The sequence below is a fragment of the Actinomyces lilanjuaniae genome (assembly GCF_003606385.1).
Taxonomy (GTDB): domain Bacteria; phylum Actinomycetota; class Actinomycetes; order Actinomycetales; family Actinomycetaceae; genus Actinomyces; species Actinomyces lilanjuaniae.
On sequence record NZ_CP032514.1, the window covers coordinates 1,430,489 to 1,446,565 of the forward strand.

General features: G+C 68.3%; 15 protein-coding genes. 12 read left to right on the top strand and 3 right to left on the bottom strand.

Annotated features, from left to right (window positions below):
- Nucleotides 1-147 precede the first annotated feature (147 nt).
- The 11 genes from pdxS (at nt 148) to D5R93_RS06240 (ending at nt 12,048) form a co-directional block, all read left to right on the top strand.
- The gene (gene pdxS / locus D5R93_RS06190) at nt 148-1,044 is read left to right on the top strand and encodes a pyridoxal 5'-phosphate synthase lyase subunit PdxS (RefSeq protein WP_119834992.1); all 897 of its coding nucleotides are present in this window, start codon (nt 148-150) and stop codon (nt 1,042-1,044) included.
- Nucleotides 1,041-1,724, top strand: a complete 684-nt coding sequence (locus D5R93_RS06195) for an NUDIX hydrolase (RefSeq protein WP_243106992.1) — start codon at nt 1,041-1,043, stop codon at nt 1,722-1,724. Before pdxS ends, D5R93_RS06195 begins: the two co-directional genes overlap by 4 nt.
- A 268-nt stretch (nt 1,725-1,992) precedes the next feature.
- Nucleotides 1,993-2,757 (top strand): YebC/PmpR family DNA-binding transcriptional regulator, encoded by a 765-nt coding sequence (locus tag D5R93_RS06200; RefSeq protein WP_119834993.1) that lies wholly within the window; start codon nt 1,993-1,995, stop codon nt 2,755-2,757.
- 107 nt (nt 2,758-2,864) lie between these two features.
- Complete coding sequence (ruvC, locus tag D5R93_RS06205; RefSeq protein ID WP_182911308.1) at nt 2,865-3,470, top strand: crossover junction endodeoxyribonuclease RuvC; 606 nt, start codon at nt 2,865-2,867, stop codon at nt 3,468-3,470.
- A gap of 78 nt (nt 3,471-3,548) precedes the next feature.
- On the top strand, nt 3,549-4,199 hold the full coding sequence (ruvA, locus tag D5R93_RS06210; protein WP_119834994.1) for a Holliday junction branch migration protein RuvA: 651 nt from the start codon (nt 3,549-3,551) through the stop codon (nt 4,197-4,199).
- Nucleotides 4,192-5,235 carry a Holliday junction branch migration DNA helicase RuvB gene (gene ruvB, locus D5R93_RS06215; protein ID WP_120205849.1) on the top strand — a complete coding sequence of 348 codons (1,044 nt, stop codon included), beginning with the start codon at nt 4,192-4,194 and terminating at the stop codon, nt 5,233-5,235. Before ruvA ends, ruvB begins: the two co-directional genes overlap by 8 nt.
- A gap of 216 nt (nt 5,236-5,451) precedes the next feature.
- A complete protein-coding gene (locus tag D5R93_RS14985) occupies nt 5,452-5,913 on the top strand; it encodes a preprotein translocase subunit YajC (protein ID WP_243106993.1) in 462 nt (153 codons plus the stop codon).
- A 73-nt stretch (nt 5,914-5,986) separates the two neighbouring features.
- Entirely contained in the window at nt 5,987-7,903 is a 1,917-nt protein-coding gene (secD, locus tag D5R93_RS06225; RefSeq protein WP_120204392.1) for a protein translocase subunit SecD, read from the top strand.
- Complete coding sequence (secF, locus tag D5R93_RS06230) at nt 7,900-9,003, top strand: protein translocase subunit SecF (protein WP_120204394.1); 1,104 nt, start codon at nt 7,900-7,902, stop codon at nt 9,001-9,003. Before secD ends, secF begins: the two co-directional genes overlap by 4 nt.
- Nucleotides 9,000-9,557, top strand: coding sequence for an adenine phosphoribosyltransferase (locus D5R93_RS06235; RefSeq protein ID WP_205570103.1), 558 nt, complete (start codon nt 9,000-9,002; stop codon nt 9,555-9,557). The genes secF and D5R93_RS06235 overlap by 4 nt, the downstream gene beginning before the upstream one ends.
- A gap of 145 nt (nt 9,558-9,702) precedes the next feature.
- Complete coding sequence (locus tag D5R93_RS06240) at nt 9,703-12,048, top strand: RelA/SpoT family protein (RefSeq protein ID WP_119834997.1); 2,346 nt, start codon at nt 9,703-9,705, stop codon at nt 12,046-12,048.
- Between the two features lie 46 nt (nt 12,049-12,094).
- Here D5R93_RS06240 and D5R93_RS06245 read toward each other — a convergent pair whose 3' ends face one another.
- Entirely contained in the window at nt 12,095-12,793 is a 699-nt protein-coding gene (locus D5R93_RS06245) for a hypothetical protein (protein ID WP_205570104.1), read from the bottom strand.
- Nucleotides 12,794-12,911: 118 nt separating this feature from the next.
- Between D5R93_RS06245 and D5R93_RS06250 the strand changes: the two genes are divergently transcribed.
- Nucleotides 12,912-13,817, top strand: a complete 906-nt coding sequence (locus tag D5R93_RS06250) for a MerR family transcriptional regulator (RefSeq protein WP_243106994.1) — start codon at nt 12,912-12,914, stop codon at nt 13,815-13,817.
- Between the two features lie 11 nt (nt 13,818-13,828).
- Here D5R93_RS06250 and D5R93_RS06255 read toward each other — a convergent pair whose 3' ends face one another.
- Nucleotides 13,829-15,256: a DUF349 domain-containing protein gene (locus D5R93_RS06255; RefSeq protein ID WP_479722555.1), complete on the bottom strand. Its 1,428-nt coding sequence runs from the start codon at nt 15,254-15,256 to the stop codon at nt 13,829-13,831.
- Between the two features lie 523 nt (nt 15,257-15,779).
- A complete protein-coding gene (locus D5R93_RS06265; protein ID WP_120204400.1) occupies nt 15,780-16,049 on the bottom strand; it encodes a hypothetical protein in 270 nt (89 codons plus the stop codon).
- Between the last annotated feature and the right edge of the window lie 28 nt (nt 16,050-16,077).

The window sequence follows — 16,077 nt, forward strand, 5'->3', positions numbered from 1 at the left end:
CGGGTCAGGAATTGTTGCGGTAGAGTGAGAGAGGGCGCACCTGGGTGTCTTGCTGCGAGGCCCCAGCCCGTGAGGACACGTCGTCCAGGTGCCCTCACAGACTTTGCGATAGACCTTTGCGACAGACCTAGGTGAACAGGAGTGCCCATGAACGCCTCACATGCGTCTACCGGTAGCCGGGCCGTCAGGAACGACATGATCGAGTCCCTCAAGGGGGGCGTCATTATGGACGTGGTCACGCCGGAGCAGGCGCGCATCGCCCAGGACGCCGGTGCCGTCGCGGTCATGGCTCTGGAGCGGGTCCCGGCCGACATCCGGGCGCAGGGCGGTGTGGCCCGCATGTCGGATCCCGAGCTTGTCAGCGCCATCATCGAGTCAGTCTCCGTCCCGGTCATGGCCAAGGCCCGTATCGGCCACTTCGTCGAGGCCCAGGTACTGCAGTCCCTGGGAGTCGACTGCGTGGACGAGTCCGAGGTCCTGACCCCGGCTGACTACTCCCACCACATTGACAAGAGGGCCTTCACGGTACCGTTCGTGTGCGGGGCGACCAACCTGGGAGAGGCGCTGCGCCGTGTCGCCGAGGGCGCTGCGATGATCCGCTCCAAGGGCGAGGCTGGCACGGGCGACGTCTCCAACGCGGTGACGCACATGCGCTCCATCCGTGAGGGGATCCTCCGTCTTGCGGCCCTGCCTGACGAGGACCTCTACCTGGCGGCCAAGGAGCTGGGTGCACCTTATGATCTGGTGACTGAGGTGGCTTCGACCGGTCGTCTTCCTGTGACCCTGTTTACCGCAGGAGGAGTCGCGACCCCTGCTGACGCCGCCATGATGATGCAGCTGGGTGCCGAGGGCGTCTTTGTGGGCTCGGGTATCTTCAAGTCCGGTGATCCGGTCAGGCGCGCCCGCGCTATCGTGCGGGCCACGGCCCAGTTCAACGATCCTGAGGCTGTTGCCGAGGTGTCGCGGGGCCTGGGTGAGGCCATGGTCGGCATCAGCGCCGCGGACCTTCCTGTGCCGCACCGCCTGGCCGAGCGCGGCTGGTGAGCCCTGCTCCGGTACCGCCCGGGACCCTGGCCGCCGACGGCCGCCGTGCGGACCTGGTGCCGCCCGACTGGACCGACCTGCTGGACCCCCGGGAGTGGCGGCTGGGCCCTGACGGCCTGCCGCACCGCCGGGCTGCCCGGGTGCTGGTCATGGCCGCCGGGAAGCAGGTGCTCCTCCTGAGGGGGCACGACACTGCCGACTCCTCCCACCGGTGGGTCTTCACTCCGGGCGGAGGACTGCACCCCGGTGAGAGCCCCAAGCAGGGCGCGGCACGTGAGCTGGCCGAGGAGACGGGGCTGGCTGTGGGCGAGGAGCACCTGGAGGGTCCTGTCGCCCGGCGTGAGGCCGTCTTCCGGTTCATGCAGGTCACCTGCCGTCAGCACGAGCTCTTCTACCTCCTTAGGCTCCCTGGCCCGGTGGAGGTGCGCAGGGACGGGTGGACCGACCTGGAGCGTGACGCCGTCGACTCCGTGGGCTGGTGGAGCCTGGTTCAGGTGTCCCAGGCGCAGGCCAGGGGTGAGGCGGTCTACCCGGTCTGCCTGGTCGGCGCCCTGCGTGACCTGCGTGCCGGCTGGGATGGCAGGGTGGTGGACCTCACCGACCCTGCTGACGCTGGTTGCGTCCCCAGCTGCCGGGACGGCGGTGGGTGCTCGTGCTACTCGGGCGAGTGCGGTCAGTGAGGGGAAGCCGGTCCGGGAGGAGAGGCTGAGGTACCTTGCGCAGACTCGCGCTGGTCCAGCGGCCTTGGGAGGACGCTGAGCCGGGCGGTAGGATCAGCGCGGTTCGCACGGCTGCGTCCGTGCCTCCGCCCCCGCTGTGAGGTTGCGGGGGCCAACCGGGTAGGCCATATCCTCGTCTCTGCGGCGGGTGCTGCCTGTCAGCACTTCCCGTCGCCCGCCAGGCCGTACCGGCCATCTGACGAACTTTCAAGGAGAACAAGGAGAACACATGTCGGGTCACTCCAAGTGGGCCACAACCAAGCACAAGAAGGCGGTGATCGACGCCAAGCGAGGTAAGCTGTTTGCCCGCCTTATCAAGAACATTGAGGTGGCCGCCCGCACGGGGGGTGGGGACCCTGCGGGCAACCCGACGCTGTACGACGCGATCCAGAAGGCCCGGAAGAACTCGGTGCCCGCTGACAACATCACCCGCGCCGTCAGGCGGGGCAGCGGCGAGGAGGCCGGAGGAGCGGACTGGCAGACCATCATGTACGAGGGCTACGGCCCCGCCGGTGTCGCCTTCCTGGTGGAGTGCCTCACCGACAACCGCAACCGTGCCGCCTCCGACGTCCGTGTCGCATTCTCCCGCAACGGCGGAAGCCTGGCTGACCCGGGGTCCGTGGCCTACAACTTCGCCCGCAAAGGTGTGGTCGAGGTGGCCAAGGCTGACGGGGTGGATGAGGACTCCATCCTGGCGGCCGTCCTGGACGCGGGGGCAGAGGAGGTCGAGGACGCGGGCGACTCCTTCGAGGTCTACTCCGATCCGGGTGACATCGTCGCCGTGCGCACGGCTCTGACGCAGGCCGGGATGGACTACGACTCCGCAGAGGTCCAGTTCGTGGCCGGGACCAAGGTTGAGGTGGACCTGGAGGCCGCCCGCAAGGTGCTCCGGCTCGTCGATGCCCTGGAGGACTCCGATGACGTCCAGAACGTCTTTACCTCCGTCGATATCTCTGCGGAGGTCGCTGCCAAGCTCGACTCCGGTGAGGAGTAGGGACTCGTGCAGGAGGGCGAGGAGCGCACGGCACGCAGCAGGAGCACCCGGTGAGCCCGGGGCCGGCCTCCAGGCGCGCCCTGGTGAGTCAGCAGAGGGTCCTCGGCATCGATCCCGGGCTGACGCGCTGCGGCCTGGGCTGTGTCGATATCGATCCTCGTCGCCGGGCACGGCTGGTGGAGGTAGGGGTTGTCCGTACCTCGCCGGGCAGCAGTCCGGAGCAGCGTCTGCTGGCTGTCGCCGAGGCCATTGAGGACTGGATCGCCCGCCTGGGGCCTTCGGTCGTCTCCATCGAGCGCGTCTTCGCCCAGGAGAACCTGCGGTCCGTCATCGGGGTGGCCCAGGTCATCGGCGTGGCCATGGTCGCAGGTGCTCGGTCCGGTCTTGACGTGGCCCAGCACACTCCTAGCGAGGCGAAGGCGGCTGTCACCGGGTCAGGTAGGGCGGACAAGGTCCAGGTTCAGCGCATGGTGACGCGTATCCTCAGACTGGACTCCCCGCCGCAGCCAGCGGACGCCGCCGACGCCTTGGCCCAGGCGATCTGCCACGGCTGGCGCGGTGGTGGCAGTGGAGCGGACGACGTCGGAGAGATGGTCTCGGCAGGGGGAGCGGTGCGGGCGTCGGCCCGCACCCCGGCGCAGCGTCAGTGGGCTGCGGCGCAGGCGGCCGCCCGGCGTACGGGTGCGGTCGATCCGCGCCGGGTGCGGCGGTGATCCTGCTGCTGCCGGGCGCGGCCTGCTATTCTCCGAACAGGTGTTCGAGATCCTCGTGGACAGGAGCTGGGCTCACACATGATTGCCTCACTGCGCGGTGCCGTCCTTGACGTCTCTCTGACGGGTGCCGTGATCGAGACCGGTGGCGTGGGGATGAGCGTACAGGCCACGCCCACTACCCTGTCCTCACTCAGAGTGGGCAGGGAGGTCCTGGTTCACACCGAGCTGGTGGTACGGGAGGACTCCCTGACCCTCTACGCCTTTATCGACGCCGACGAGCGCGACTGCTTCCGTGTGCTCATGGGGGTGCGCGGGGTCGGCCCCAGGCTGGCCCTGGCGATGCTGGCTGTCCACACCCCTGACGCACTGCGCAAGGCTGTGGCAGACCAGGACGTGGCTGCTCTTAGGAGGGTCCCCGGCCTGGGACCCAAGGGGGCGCAGCGGGTCATCATCGACGTCGGTGACAGGCTGGGTCCTGCCGCCGGGGAGGCCTCTGGGTCCGGCGGCGGCCCGCACGACCAGGTGGCCGCGGTCTCCGGAGAGCCCAACCCCGACGTCGTGGCCGCCCTGGTCCAGCTGGGCTGGAATGAGGCCACCGCTCGTGAGGCGGTCAGTACCGTGGAGGCGGGGGAGGCGGGGGCCGCTACCACCGTGCCCGGGCAGGCTGCTGACGTGGCTGCCCTTCTCCGGGCGAGCCTGAGGTGGCTGGGAGGTGCACGACGTGGGTGACGGCGGTGCGGTCAGTGGCGACCAGCGCCTGGTGACGGGGGCGGCTGACGAGGTCGAGCGTGCCGCCGAGGCGGCACTGAGGCCGCGAAGGCTGGAGGACTTCACGGGCCAGGAGGTGGTGCGCGGCCAGCTCTCCGTGGTGCTGCGCTCGGCGCTGGCCCGCGGCGTCGCGGCTGACCACGTGCTGCTGTCGGGTCCCCCTGGTCTGGGGAAGACGACCCTGGCCATGATCATCGCCAACGAGGTCGACGGTGCCCTGCGGCTGACGTCGGGACCAGCGATCCAGCACGCTGGCGACCTGGCGGCGGTCCTGTCCTCCCTGGAGGAGGGCGACGTCCTCTTCATCGACGAGATCCACCGTCTGGCGCGGACCGCCGAGGAGATGCTCTACCTGGCTATGGAGGACTTCCGGGTCGATATCGTGGTGGGCAAGGGCCCTGGTGCCACCTCTATCCCCCTGTCGCTGCCTCCTTTCACTGTGGTCGGGGCGACCACGCGGGCAGGGCTGCTTCCTGCTCCCCTGCGTGACCGCTTCGGCTTCACCGGCCACCTGGACTTCTACGGGCCGGGCGACCTGACTCGCATCCTGCGGCGCAGTGCCGGCCTGCTGGGTGTCCACCTGGAGGAGGAGGCTGCAGACGAGCTGGCCCGTCGCTCCCGGGGCACGCCACGGGTGGCCAACCGACTTCTGCGGCGGGTTCAGGACTGGGCGGAGGTCCACGGCGCTCCCGGTCGGCTGGACCTGTCTGCGGCTCGCAGCGCCCTGGAGGTCTTCGAGGTTGACGCCTTGGGCCTGGACCGCCTGGACCGTCAGGTGCTGCACGCCTTGTGCACCCGTTTTGGCGGCGGTCCCGTCGGGCTGGCCACCCTGGCGGTCACCGTGGGGGAGGAGCCGGAGACGGTCGAGACCGTCGCGGAGCCCTACCTGGTGCGGGAGGGTCTGATGGTGCGCACCCCTCGTGGCCGTGCGGCGACCTCTGCCGCCTACGAGCACCTGGGGCTAGTGCCCCCTGCCGAGGGGACGTTGTTCGGCTAGAGTGCTGCGCGGCTCACAAGCATGGGGGAGAGCAGCCTGTGTGGGCGTCGGTCTCTGCGGGCCTGGGTGCGGCCTGGCTCTGAATCGGGGCGGGAGCAGCCGTGATGTGCCCAAGTCCTCGCCCGAAGGCACTGGCGTCCGGGACGAGGTGTCCTAGACTCGCCCCCGTTGGCCTGTGCCAGGGACAGGTCCTGATCGCGATACGGGGAGGCTTCCGTGGAACTGATCTTCATGCTCGTTGTGATGATGGGGGTCTTCTGGCTGTTCTCTGTGCTTGGCCGCAGGCAGCAGCAGAGAATGGCTGAGGAGCAGGCGCGGCGCACTGAGGAGGCCCTCGTCCCCGGGACCTGGGTGCGCACGACGGCCGGCTTCTACGGCAAGGTTGTCGAGGCCGACGGAGACGTCGTCACCCTCGCCACACCCCTGGGCGACGAGACGCTGTGGGCCAAGCGCTCCATCGTCGGTGCTGAGGAGCCTCCCTTCGCTGTCACGGGCGAGGCCGACGAGGATGACGAGCCTGAGGATGATGACCCCGAGGGCGAGCCGGACCAGGACGCAGGCGGGGTCGGTGACATCGACTCCGACAGCGACGCGGAGGCCCATGAGGAGGCTGACGACGGTGGCGACACTGGTGAGGAGGCCGACACGGCCGAGGACCTGCGCCAGCCACGGTCCTGAGACCGCACCTGAGACGTGACTACCCGGCTGACAGGTGTCGGCGGGACTGAGTACTTCACCAGGAAGGGACCAGGTGTCCAGAAAGCAGCGCAGGCGTCCAGGACGTCGTCTTCTTATGGTTGTCCTCGTCATTGCCGTCGGCTTCGCAGTGCTGGCGGTGGGGACGATGAGGGGATGGACTTCCATGACCCCGGGCCTAGCCCTCGACCTTGAGGGAGGTACTCAGATCATCCTGACTCCCACGACGACCGACGGCTCACAGGTCACGGACTCCGACGTGGACCAGGCGATTGACGTCATCCGCCAGAGGGTGGACGCCTCCGGGGTCTCGGAGGCCCAGATCTCCCGTCAAGGCGGGCAAAACATCGTGGTCTCCCTACCTGGTGAGCCTGACGAGCAGGCCCTCGAGCTCGTCCGCACATCTGCGGTTATGTACTTTCGCCCGGTGATCAGGGCCATCCAGTACAACGCCCACCTGATGGCCCAGGCACAGAACCAGCAGGCTACTGCTAGCGACGGCGCCACCGCTGGTGCCGAGACGGACGCCACTGCCGGGGACGAGGAGGCGGCTACCACCGTGACACCCGAGGAGATCGCCACGAGCTATGCCGACGTGGACGGCGACGGCACGATCTCCTCGGACCCTCTTCCCGAGACCTCGCAGGACGCCTCCTCGGACTCCTGGATCAGCGAGCAGCTGCTCTATGAGGCGTACATGACAGACTGCACCCAGGCGGACAACCTCACCGGAGAGACGCAGGACCCCTCCGTCGCCGTGGTCTCCTGCTCCAGGGACGGATCCCCCGGGGCCTATGTCCTGGGGCCGGCTGAGATTGCGGGTACCGAGCTGTCCAATGCCGTCTCTGGCCTGGAGACCACTAGCCAGGGCTCGACCACGAGCAACTGGGTGGTGTCCCTGGAGTTCAACTCCGAGGGGACCCAGGCCTTCGCCGACCTGTCAGGACGGCTCGTCGGCTACCGTGACACCGCATCGGCGTCCGCAGGCGCCTCACCAAGTACCGACGCGGAGAAAGCCCAGTTCGCGATCGTCCTTGACGGCCTGACCATCATGGCCTCGGGATTCAACGAGGAGGTCACCTCCGCGATCACTGATGGCAGGGTCCAGATCACCGGCGACTTCACCCAGGACGAGGCAGCCACGCTAGCCAACCAGCTGTCCTTCGGCTCCCTGCCACTGAGCTTCACCGTCCAGTCCGAGCAGCAGGTCTCGGCGACACTGGGGACGGAACAGCTGCGCAACGGCCTTATCGCCGGGCTTATCGGCTTCGTCCTCATCATCATCTACCTGGCCTGGCAGTACCGAGGTCTCATGGTCGTTGCCGTCTCCTCCCTGCTGGTAGCGGCAGCCGTCACCTACCTGGTCATCGCGCTGCTGAGCTGGGGGATGGGGTACCGGCTCTCCTTGGCGGGCGTGGCCGGGCTGATCATTGCCATCGGCGTCACGGTGGACTCTTTTATCATCTACTTTGAGCGAGTCCGTGATGAGGCGCGCCAGGGCCGTACCCTGTCCACGGCCGTCGATGAGGGGTGGAAGCACGCCCGGCGCACGATCGTCATCTCCGACACTGTCAACATCCTGGCCGCGGTGGTGCTGTACTTCCTGGCCGTGGGCGGGGTCCAGGGATTCGCCTTCACCCTGGGGGTGACCACGGTGGTGGACCTGGCGGTCATCATCCTGTTCACTCACCCCCTCATGGAGTGGCTCCTGCGGTTCCGCTTCTTCAACGAGGGCCACCGGCTGTCCGGGCTCGACCCCGAGCGACTGGGGGGAAGCGCGGTCTCGACCTACGGCCGGGGGCGTGAGGCCCTGGCCCAGGGCGTCACGATGTCCCTGGCACGGCGCAAGGCCGAGGCCCGCAGCACCGCACACCGGGCCGTGGCTGATAACGCGGGTGCCGACACCGATGACGAGGCCGATGGCGAGGCCCATGACGCTCTCGCAGGGACAAAGGACGGTGAGGCCAAATGATGTCTCTAGCCAGTCTCGGTAACGACCTCTACTCCGGCAGGACCTCCATCCCCTTCGTCGGCAGGCGGCGGATCTGGTACAGCGTTGCCGCGCTCATCGTCCTAGGTTCAGCGGTCCTGCTGGCTACCGTGGGCCTGACCCCCGGGATCGACTTCAGGGGCGGCTCGGAGCTGACCGTCACCGGCCTGTCCAACCCGCAGGTGGGCCCTGCTGACACAGTCATGAGCGACAACGGCCTGACCACTGGGACGTCGGTGACGACAATGGGATCCTCCTCGGTGCGCGTCCAGACCGCTGAGCTGAGCAAGAGCCAGCTGGACGAGGTCTCCGCCGACCTGGCCAGCGCCTACGGGGTGGAGCCCGCCGATGTAGCCGCCACGACGATCGGACCCACCTGGTCCTCCGACGTCACCACCAGGGCTGTCAGGGGCCTCCTCCTGTTCTTCGGTCTGGTGGCCCTGCTGATATGGGCCTATTTCCGGACCTGGAAGATGGCCCTGGCGGCACTGGTGGCCCTGGCGCACGACGTCGTTGTCACCGTCGGCGTGTACGCACTGTCCCGCTTTGAGGTCACTCCTGCCACCATTATCGGTGTCCTCACCATCCTGGGCTACTCCCTGTACGACACCGTCGTGGTCTTCGACAAGGTTCGGGAGAACACGGAAGGGTTCGAGTCCCAGAGCCGCTCGACCTATGCTGAGCTCGCGAACCTGGCCGTCAACCAGAGCTTCGTCCGCTCGCTCAACACCTCAGTCGTCGGTGTGCTGCCCGTGGCGTCCCTGCTCGTGGTCGGCACGCTCCTTCTGGGAGCGGGGACTCTCAGCGACATCGCTCTGACCTTGTTTATCGGCATGATCGCGGGGACGCTGTCCTCGCTCTTCCTGGCCACACCGCTCCTGGTGGACCTGCGCTCACGCGAGAAGGCCGTCAGGTCCCAGGCCGAACGGGTCGCTGCTGCCCGTCAGCGGCGTGCTGAGGAGGCTGGCGACGACCCCGAGGCTCTTGCCGCCCTGGCGGCTCTGCCCGCCGCCTCGCCCCTGAGGCCAGGCCACCACCGCGGTGTCTCCGCCCAGCCCAAGAAGAGGAGAAGGAAGTCGTGACTATCGCCGAGACCCGCGCCGACAGCGTCCCCGCCTCGCTGTCGCAGCTGGTCAGTGACCACCTGCGAGTCGTCCCCGACTTTCCTGAGCCCGGGGTCCTCTTCCGCGACATCACCCCGCTGCTTGCTGACGGCGTGGCCTTCGCCGAGCTTGTCGAGGGGCTGGCGGACCACTACCGGGGCCGTGTGGACGCCGTGGCCGGCCTGGAGTCCCGCGGGTTCATCCTGGCCGCACCGCTGGCTGTACGGCTGGGCACCGGCATGGTGACGGTGCGTAAGGGCGGCAAGCTTCCCGGGCCTGTGATCGGGGTGGACTATGAGCTGGAGTACGGGACGGCCCGTATGGAGCTGCGACCGGACAGCGTCGTCAATGGCTCACGGGTCCTTGTCATCGACGACGTCCTGGCCACCGGAGGTACCGCCGCGGCCTCTATCGCCCTTATCGAGCAGGCGGGTGCCCGGGTGGAGGCGGTGTGCATGCTCCTGGAGCTCCAGGACCTGGGGGGACGCTCCGTGCTTGAGGGACGGCACATCGACTCGGTCCTGACTGTGTGAGGCAGAGGCGGTGTGAGGCAGCGGCGAGAGGCCCGGGTGCAGCCCCGGCGGTACCGGTCCTGACGTGGTCCGTGGTGCGGTCGTATACGTCTCATCATGGGGCGCCGTACGGTGATGAAGGCGGTTTCACATATACCATGCCCTAATGACCGAGACCAAAACGACCCCGGACACGGGAGGCGACAGCGTCGTCCCGGGCTCGCGCGTGCGCAGCCGTCTGGCCTGGTTCGGGGGCCGGGGGCACTCTACGCCTGCTGCCATTGAGCCGCTGCTGCGGGCTGTGCGGGCCAACCACCCCAAGGCGGACACCGATCTCATCGTGCGGGCCTACGAGGTGGCGGAGAGGGCGCACTCGGGGCAGCGTCGCAAGTCTGGAGAGCCCTACATCACGCACCCGGTCGCGGTCGCGACCATTCTGGCCGAGTTGGGGATGACCCCTCAGACCCTGGCGGCGGCCGTGCTCCACGACACCGTCGAGGACACCGACTACACCCTGGAGCGCCTGCGTGGGGACTTTGGTGACGAGATCGCGCTGCTTGTGGATGGCGTCACCAAGCTCGACAAGCTCCAGTACGGGGAGGCAGCCCAGGCTGAGACCGTGCGCAAGATGATTGTCGCCATGTCGCGTGATATCCGCGTCCTGGTCATCAAGCTGGGCGACCGGCTCCACAACGCCCGGACATGGAAGTACGTCTCCGCCGACAACGCCGCCCGCAAGGCCAGGGAGACCCTGGAGATCTACGCACCGCTGGCCCACCGTCTGGGTATGAACACGATCAAGTGGGAGCTGGAGGACCGGTCCTTCCGGGCTCTCTACCCGGGGGTGTATGAGGAGATCGAGCACATGGTGGCCGAGCGGGCTCCGGCGCGGGAGGAGTACCTGCGCAAGGTTCGTCTCCAGATCGAGGAGGACCTGAGGGTCAACAAGATCAAGGGCGTGGTCACGGGAAGGCCTAAGCACTACTACTCGATCTACCAGAAGATGATTGTGCGCGGTAAAGACTTTGACGACATCTACGACCTGGTAGCCGTGCGCGTCATCGTCGACTCCGTCCAGGACTGCTACGCGGTCCTGGGAGCGCTGCACTCCCGCTGGACCCCGATGAGCGGACGCTTCAAGGACTACATCGCGGTCCCCAAGTTCAATCTCTACCAGTCTCTCCACACCACGGTGCTCGGGCCCGGGGGCAACCCCGTGGAGATCCAGATCCGGACCCATGAGATGCACCGGATGGCGGAGTACGGGGTCGCGGCGCACTGGAAGTACAAGCAGGACCCTCATGCCTCAGGCGCGGGGTCAGCCAGGAGCCGGGGCGTCGGCTCTGACCAGGCGGAGATGGGGTGGCTGCGCCAGCTGGTGGACTGGCAGAAGGAGACCCAGGACCCTGCTGAGTTCCTTGATGCCCTGCGCTACGAGATGGCGGGAGGGCAGGTCTACGTCTTCACCCCTAAGGGTGACGTGCTCTCACTGCCGTCGGGGGCCACCCCGGTGGACTTCGCTTACGCCATCCACACCGAAGTCGGTCACCGTACCGTCGGTGCACGTGTCAACGGGCGCCTGGTTCCGCTGGACACGCGCCTGGACAACGGGGACTCCGTCGAGGTCTTTACCTCCAAGGCCGTCAACGCGGGCCCGTCGCGGGACTGGCTGTCCTTCGTCGGCTCGAACAAGGCGCGCAACAAGATCCGCTCCTGGTTCTCCAAGGAACGTCGCGAGGAGGCTATTGAGGAGGGCAAGGCTGCGATTGCGCGGGCCATGCGCAAGCAGAACCTGCCTATCCAGCGACTGATGAACCACGACTCGCTCATGGGCGTGGCCAAGACCCTCGACAAGGGGGACATCGACGGCCTCTACGCTGCGGTCGGGGAAGGCCATGTCTCCGCCCACCACGTCGTGGACACCCTGGTCACCACCATGGGGGGTGAGGCCGGTGCGGAGGAGACCCTGGCTGAGGGGGTGCTGCCCACACGGGCTGCCAGCGCACGTCACCGCTCCCGAGGCGGTGACGCCGGTGTGGTGGTCGCCGGGATGGAGGCAGGCGACGTCTATGTCAAGCTGGCACGGTGCTGTACCCCTATGCCCGGAGACCCGATCGTCGGCTTTATCACTCGCGGGTCGGGGGTCTCGGTGCACCGTGCGGACTGTCAGAACGTGGACCAGCTCCAGCACGAGCCGGAGAGGATGATCGGCGTCTCCTGGGCGGACCATGCCCACTCCGCCTACCTTGTCCAGGTGGAGATCGAGGCCCTCGACCGTGGCGGCCTCCTGGCTGACATCACCCGTGTCCTGGCTGACGGCCACGTGAACCTTATCAGTGCCCATATCGGCACCAGCCGGGACCGGGTTGTCACCGGCCGGTTCGTGGTGGAGCTGGCTGAGGCTGGGCACCTTGACCACACTCTGTCCGCGCTGCGGCGTATTGACGGGGTGTTTGAGGCACGCCGGGCAGCACCGTCAGCGTCTGCGGCGCGGAAGGTAGCACAGGCGTGACACCGCCTGGCTGGTGTGGTGTGCTGTCTGCCTGCCTCCAGTGTGCTCATGGCGCTCCTACTGTCGGCCCCGTGAGGGTGTGGCCTGGGCGCCTGGGTAGGTTGCGTCTTGCTCGTAGAAGCCGTCGGCCCCGTGAGGGTGTGGCCTGGGCTTGTCCCGGTGGCATGACGGCGTCGATGATGCGCTGGGCCCGGGGGCGGCCAACAGCGCCTGCGCCCTGGCAGTGCGTCAGCGCCAGGAGCAGCCGAGCCCGGCTGGCTCCTGCGTCACGTGCCCGCATCACCGCGCGTACTGCCTCTACCGGGGGTGCCAGGCGGGCGACATCGACACAGGCCCGTTCCAGCGTGGCACACCGCAGTCCGGCGACCGTCTGCGTGTCTGCTGGAGGTAGACGGGTGCGGCTGATGTCGAGGGTACGCCACCTGCCCCTGGCGTGACCCGTGGCGGCAACCGTGAGCCGTCGAGGACACTCGCCACCGGTGTGTACCCACAGAGCGGTGGCTCCGATCACAGTCGCGCCCTTGGGGACCTGCGAGCTGACGGCACGCATCCTCCCCTCGGGCGAAGCCAGGGTGTCCACCGGGTAGTAGTGGCCCAGGGTCCGGACCAGGACCTGGCTGTCCAGGTGGTGGCAGCGCAGTACGCCCAGTTCCTCCTCCTCTAGCGCGTCCAGGGCCGGCCGCTGGGGGGAGGCGGCAAGGTAGGCCAGGGCGGCGTGGCCGCGGACGGGGATGGGACGTGCCATGGTCCCATGATGGGTCCGTCCCGGAGCCTGGGCCAGCTCGCAGAAAGGCACCTGTGGACAGCCGTGTCGCCTGTGCCTGGCTTGACCCTGACGCAGGGTGAGGCAGGAGGATAGGACTATGGCACAGCGTTATGAGGCCGACCATGTCGGGAGAGCGGACGGGGACGGGTCTGGGTCGGCACCCGGGCCTGTCATGATGACGGTGGGGGAGGTCGCTGCACTGCTGGGAGTCAGTGTCCGTACGTTGCACCACTGGGACGACGTCGGCGTGGTTCGGCCCTCTCGGCGCAGTCAGGTGGGGTACCGGCTGTACTCCTCAGGAGACTGTCAGCGCCTGGAGCAGGTCCTTGCCTACCGCGAGGCAGGAGTACCGCTGGCGCTCATCGGTCGACTCCTGGACGCCCCGCACATGGAGGTGCTGACCCACCTGGTGCGCCAGCGTGAGCTGCTGGAGGAACGTGTCTGCCAACTGACGCGGGCCCTAGGTGTTATCGACTCCATGGTGGAAAGGACAGAAGCGATGAAGAAGGAGAGGAAGACAGAGGAGGGACCGCAACAGCTACCGGAAGACACCAGAACCGCCTTGGCCGGGCTCTGGGGACACTTCTGGGGAGCCACCTGGGACCCTGCCTACGCGCAGGAGGCTGAGCAGCGGTGGGGACGTACCGAGCAGTGGGCGCAGGCTGGCCACCGACAGGCTTCCATGACCTGGGGAGACTGGGAGCAGGCCTGCCAGGAGTCTGAGGCGCTGGAGAGCGAGCTGGTCGAGGCGATGCGTCGTGGCGTGGTCCCGGGGAGCCCGCAGGCCTGCATCTTGGCGGAACGCCACCGCAGCGACCTCAGCCGCTGGTTCGACGTCTCGGTGTCCCAGCAGGTGCTCATCACGCGCCTCTACGAGAAGGACGAGCGTCTTCGCCGTCACTACGACCACCGTGCCCCAGGGCTGGCGGCCTGGCTCCGGGAGGTTGTTGAGGCCTGCGCCAGGATCCAGGGCCTCGACCCGCAGACGGCACGGTGGTCGTAGGGCTGTGGCCGCTAGGCTCGGGCTGAGCGGCGCACCTGCTCCAGCCAGGCGCGCCGCGCGGTCAGGGCTGCCTCCGCCTCGGCCACCTTCTTGGAGTCGCCCGCAGTCCGGGCAGCAGCGAGGTCCGTCTCCAGGGCGGCAATGGCGTCCTGGAGCTGGCCAGCCAGGCCTTCGGCGCGCGCCTTGGTCTCAGGGTCGCTACGACGCCACTCGGCGTTCTCCGCCTCACGCACGGCGTCCTCGACAGCACGCATCCGTCCCTCGACCCGGCGAACGGCACCGCGTGGGACCTTGCCGGCTTCATCCCAGGCATCCTGGATGGGGCGCAGCGCCCTTCTGGCTGCCTTGACGTCGGTAACCGGCACCAGCGCCTCCGCCTTGGCCAGGAGCGCCTCCTTGACCTTGAGGTTTTCGGCGAGCTCGGCGTCGGCAGCCGCGTCCTTGGCTCGACGGGCGTCGAAGAAGACCTGCTGGGCGGCGCGGAAACGTGCCCACAGGGCGTCGTCCTCCTTGCGGGAGGCGCGTCCAGCCTTCTTCCACTCCTCCAGGAGGTCTCGGTACTTGGCTGAGGTCCCGGCCCAGTCCGTGGAGTTCTGGAGCTCCTCCGCCTTCTTGATGAGGGCCTCCTTGGCCGCACGGACCTTGGCCTGCCTGGCGTCCAGCTCGCTGAAGAACTGGCGGCGGTGGCGGTCAAAGGTCGTGCGGGCGTGGGAGAAGCGCTTCCACAAGCCGTCCTCAGTGGGACGGTCCAGCCGGGGGCCGCGGCGCTGTGCCTGCTTCCAGGACTCCAGAAGCTCGCGCAGCTCGGTGCCGGAGCTCTTCCACTGGGTACGAGCAGGGTCCTGGGCCGCGATGGCCTCGGCCCGCTCCACGATGGCCGTACGCTCCTTGAGCGCCTGCTCCTTGGCGGCAGCCCGTTCCGCGGCTACCGCCTCACGGCGCTCAGTGGCGACAGTCTTGAGCGCGGCGAAGCGGGAGCGCAGCCCGTCGAGGTCGCCGACAGCCGCAGGCTCCTTGAGGGAGTCCTCCACAGACTTCAATGTGGAGTCGATCTCCCGGACGCTGAGCTGGGGCAGGCGGGTGGCGAACAGGTCTACCGTCGACTTCAGGTCCAGGAACCGGCGCACGTAGAAGGCCATCGCCTCGGCGACGGGGACATCGGGGAACTGGCCGACCTCGCGCTCGGTACCGCCGTCCTGGACATAGACCCGTCCCTCTCCGTCCACCCGGCCCCACTTGGCGGCGTCCATCGCCTCCTGCGGGTCCACTGTCGGCTCTGAGGGGGCCGCTGGGGCCGACTGAGCCTGGGCGGCCTGGGCAGCAGGCGGGGTCAGACTCTCCTCACCCTTGCTCTCCTCGCCCTTGGCGCCGTCCGGCCCCTCGGGCTGTGCCGGAGGTGCTGGGGACGCCTCGGCAGGCTCAGGGGACCTGGGCGACAGGGAGCTGGAGGGCTCCGGAGTCTCAGAAGCGCCGGGGCGCTCGCCTCCTGCGTCTGGGGCGCCTCGTCGCTGTCCTGATCACTGCCGTCCTGCGCCGCCTGTGCTGTTGTGTCGGGGGCAGCGAGGCTGTCCGTTCCTGTGCGGGTGCCGACTGTCTCAGTGCTCTCAGTGTGTTCGGTGCTCTCGGTGGAGTCGGCGACCTGGGCGGCCTCGGAGGTCGGCTCCTGTGGTGCCTCGCTCGGTGCGGTATCGGGCTGGAGCCCGGTGATGGGCTGTGTCTGCTCGGACACGGGGGTGCTCCTTCATCAGTTGACGGGGTGGAGGCCCGGGCGGGCCTCGCTTCCGTACGCGACCGGAGGCAGGGTCGGCTGGTGACCCAGCCACCGGAAGGCGGCAGTGCCAGGAAGTCTACGTCGTTGTCCTGTGGGGGGCCAGGCCTCATAGCGGTGGGCTGCCAGCTCCCGAGGTGGCTGGCCCAACCTATAACCGACATAGGCCGGTGGCTTAGCGGCCTCTTAGCGGCTTAGGCCTCGGTTGCGTCTGCGGTTTCTGGTGGGGGTCTGGCGTGGGGTGGGGGCTGGGTGGGCTGCTGGGCGGCTGCGGTGATCCTGGCCAGGACCTCCTCGCGGGTCAGCGGCCGGGGTGGTCTGTCTGTGGTGGGGCCTGCCTGGGGCTGGGCCTGTGCTGGTGGTGTTCGTACGGTGGTGGGTGGGTGGGGGAAGGAGGCCTCGCGCAGGCGGGTGGTGCGGGCGAGGTCGGTCCCGGTGGGTGCCTCGCGCCGGTCCTGGGCCACGTGGGACGCGATGTTGGCCAGGACCTCC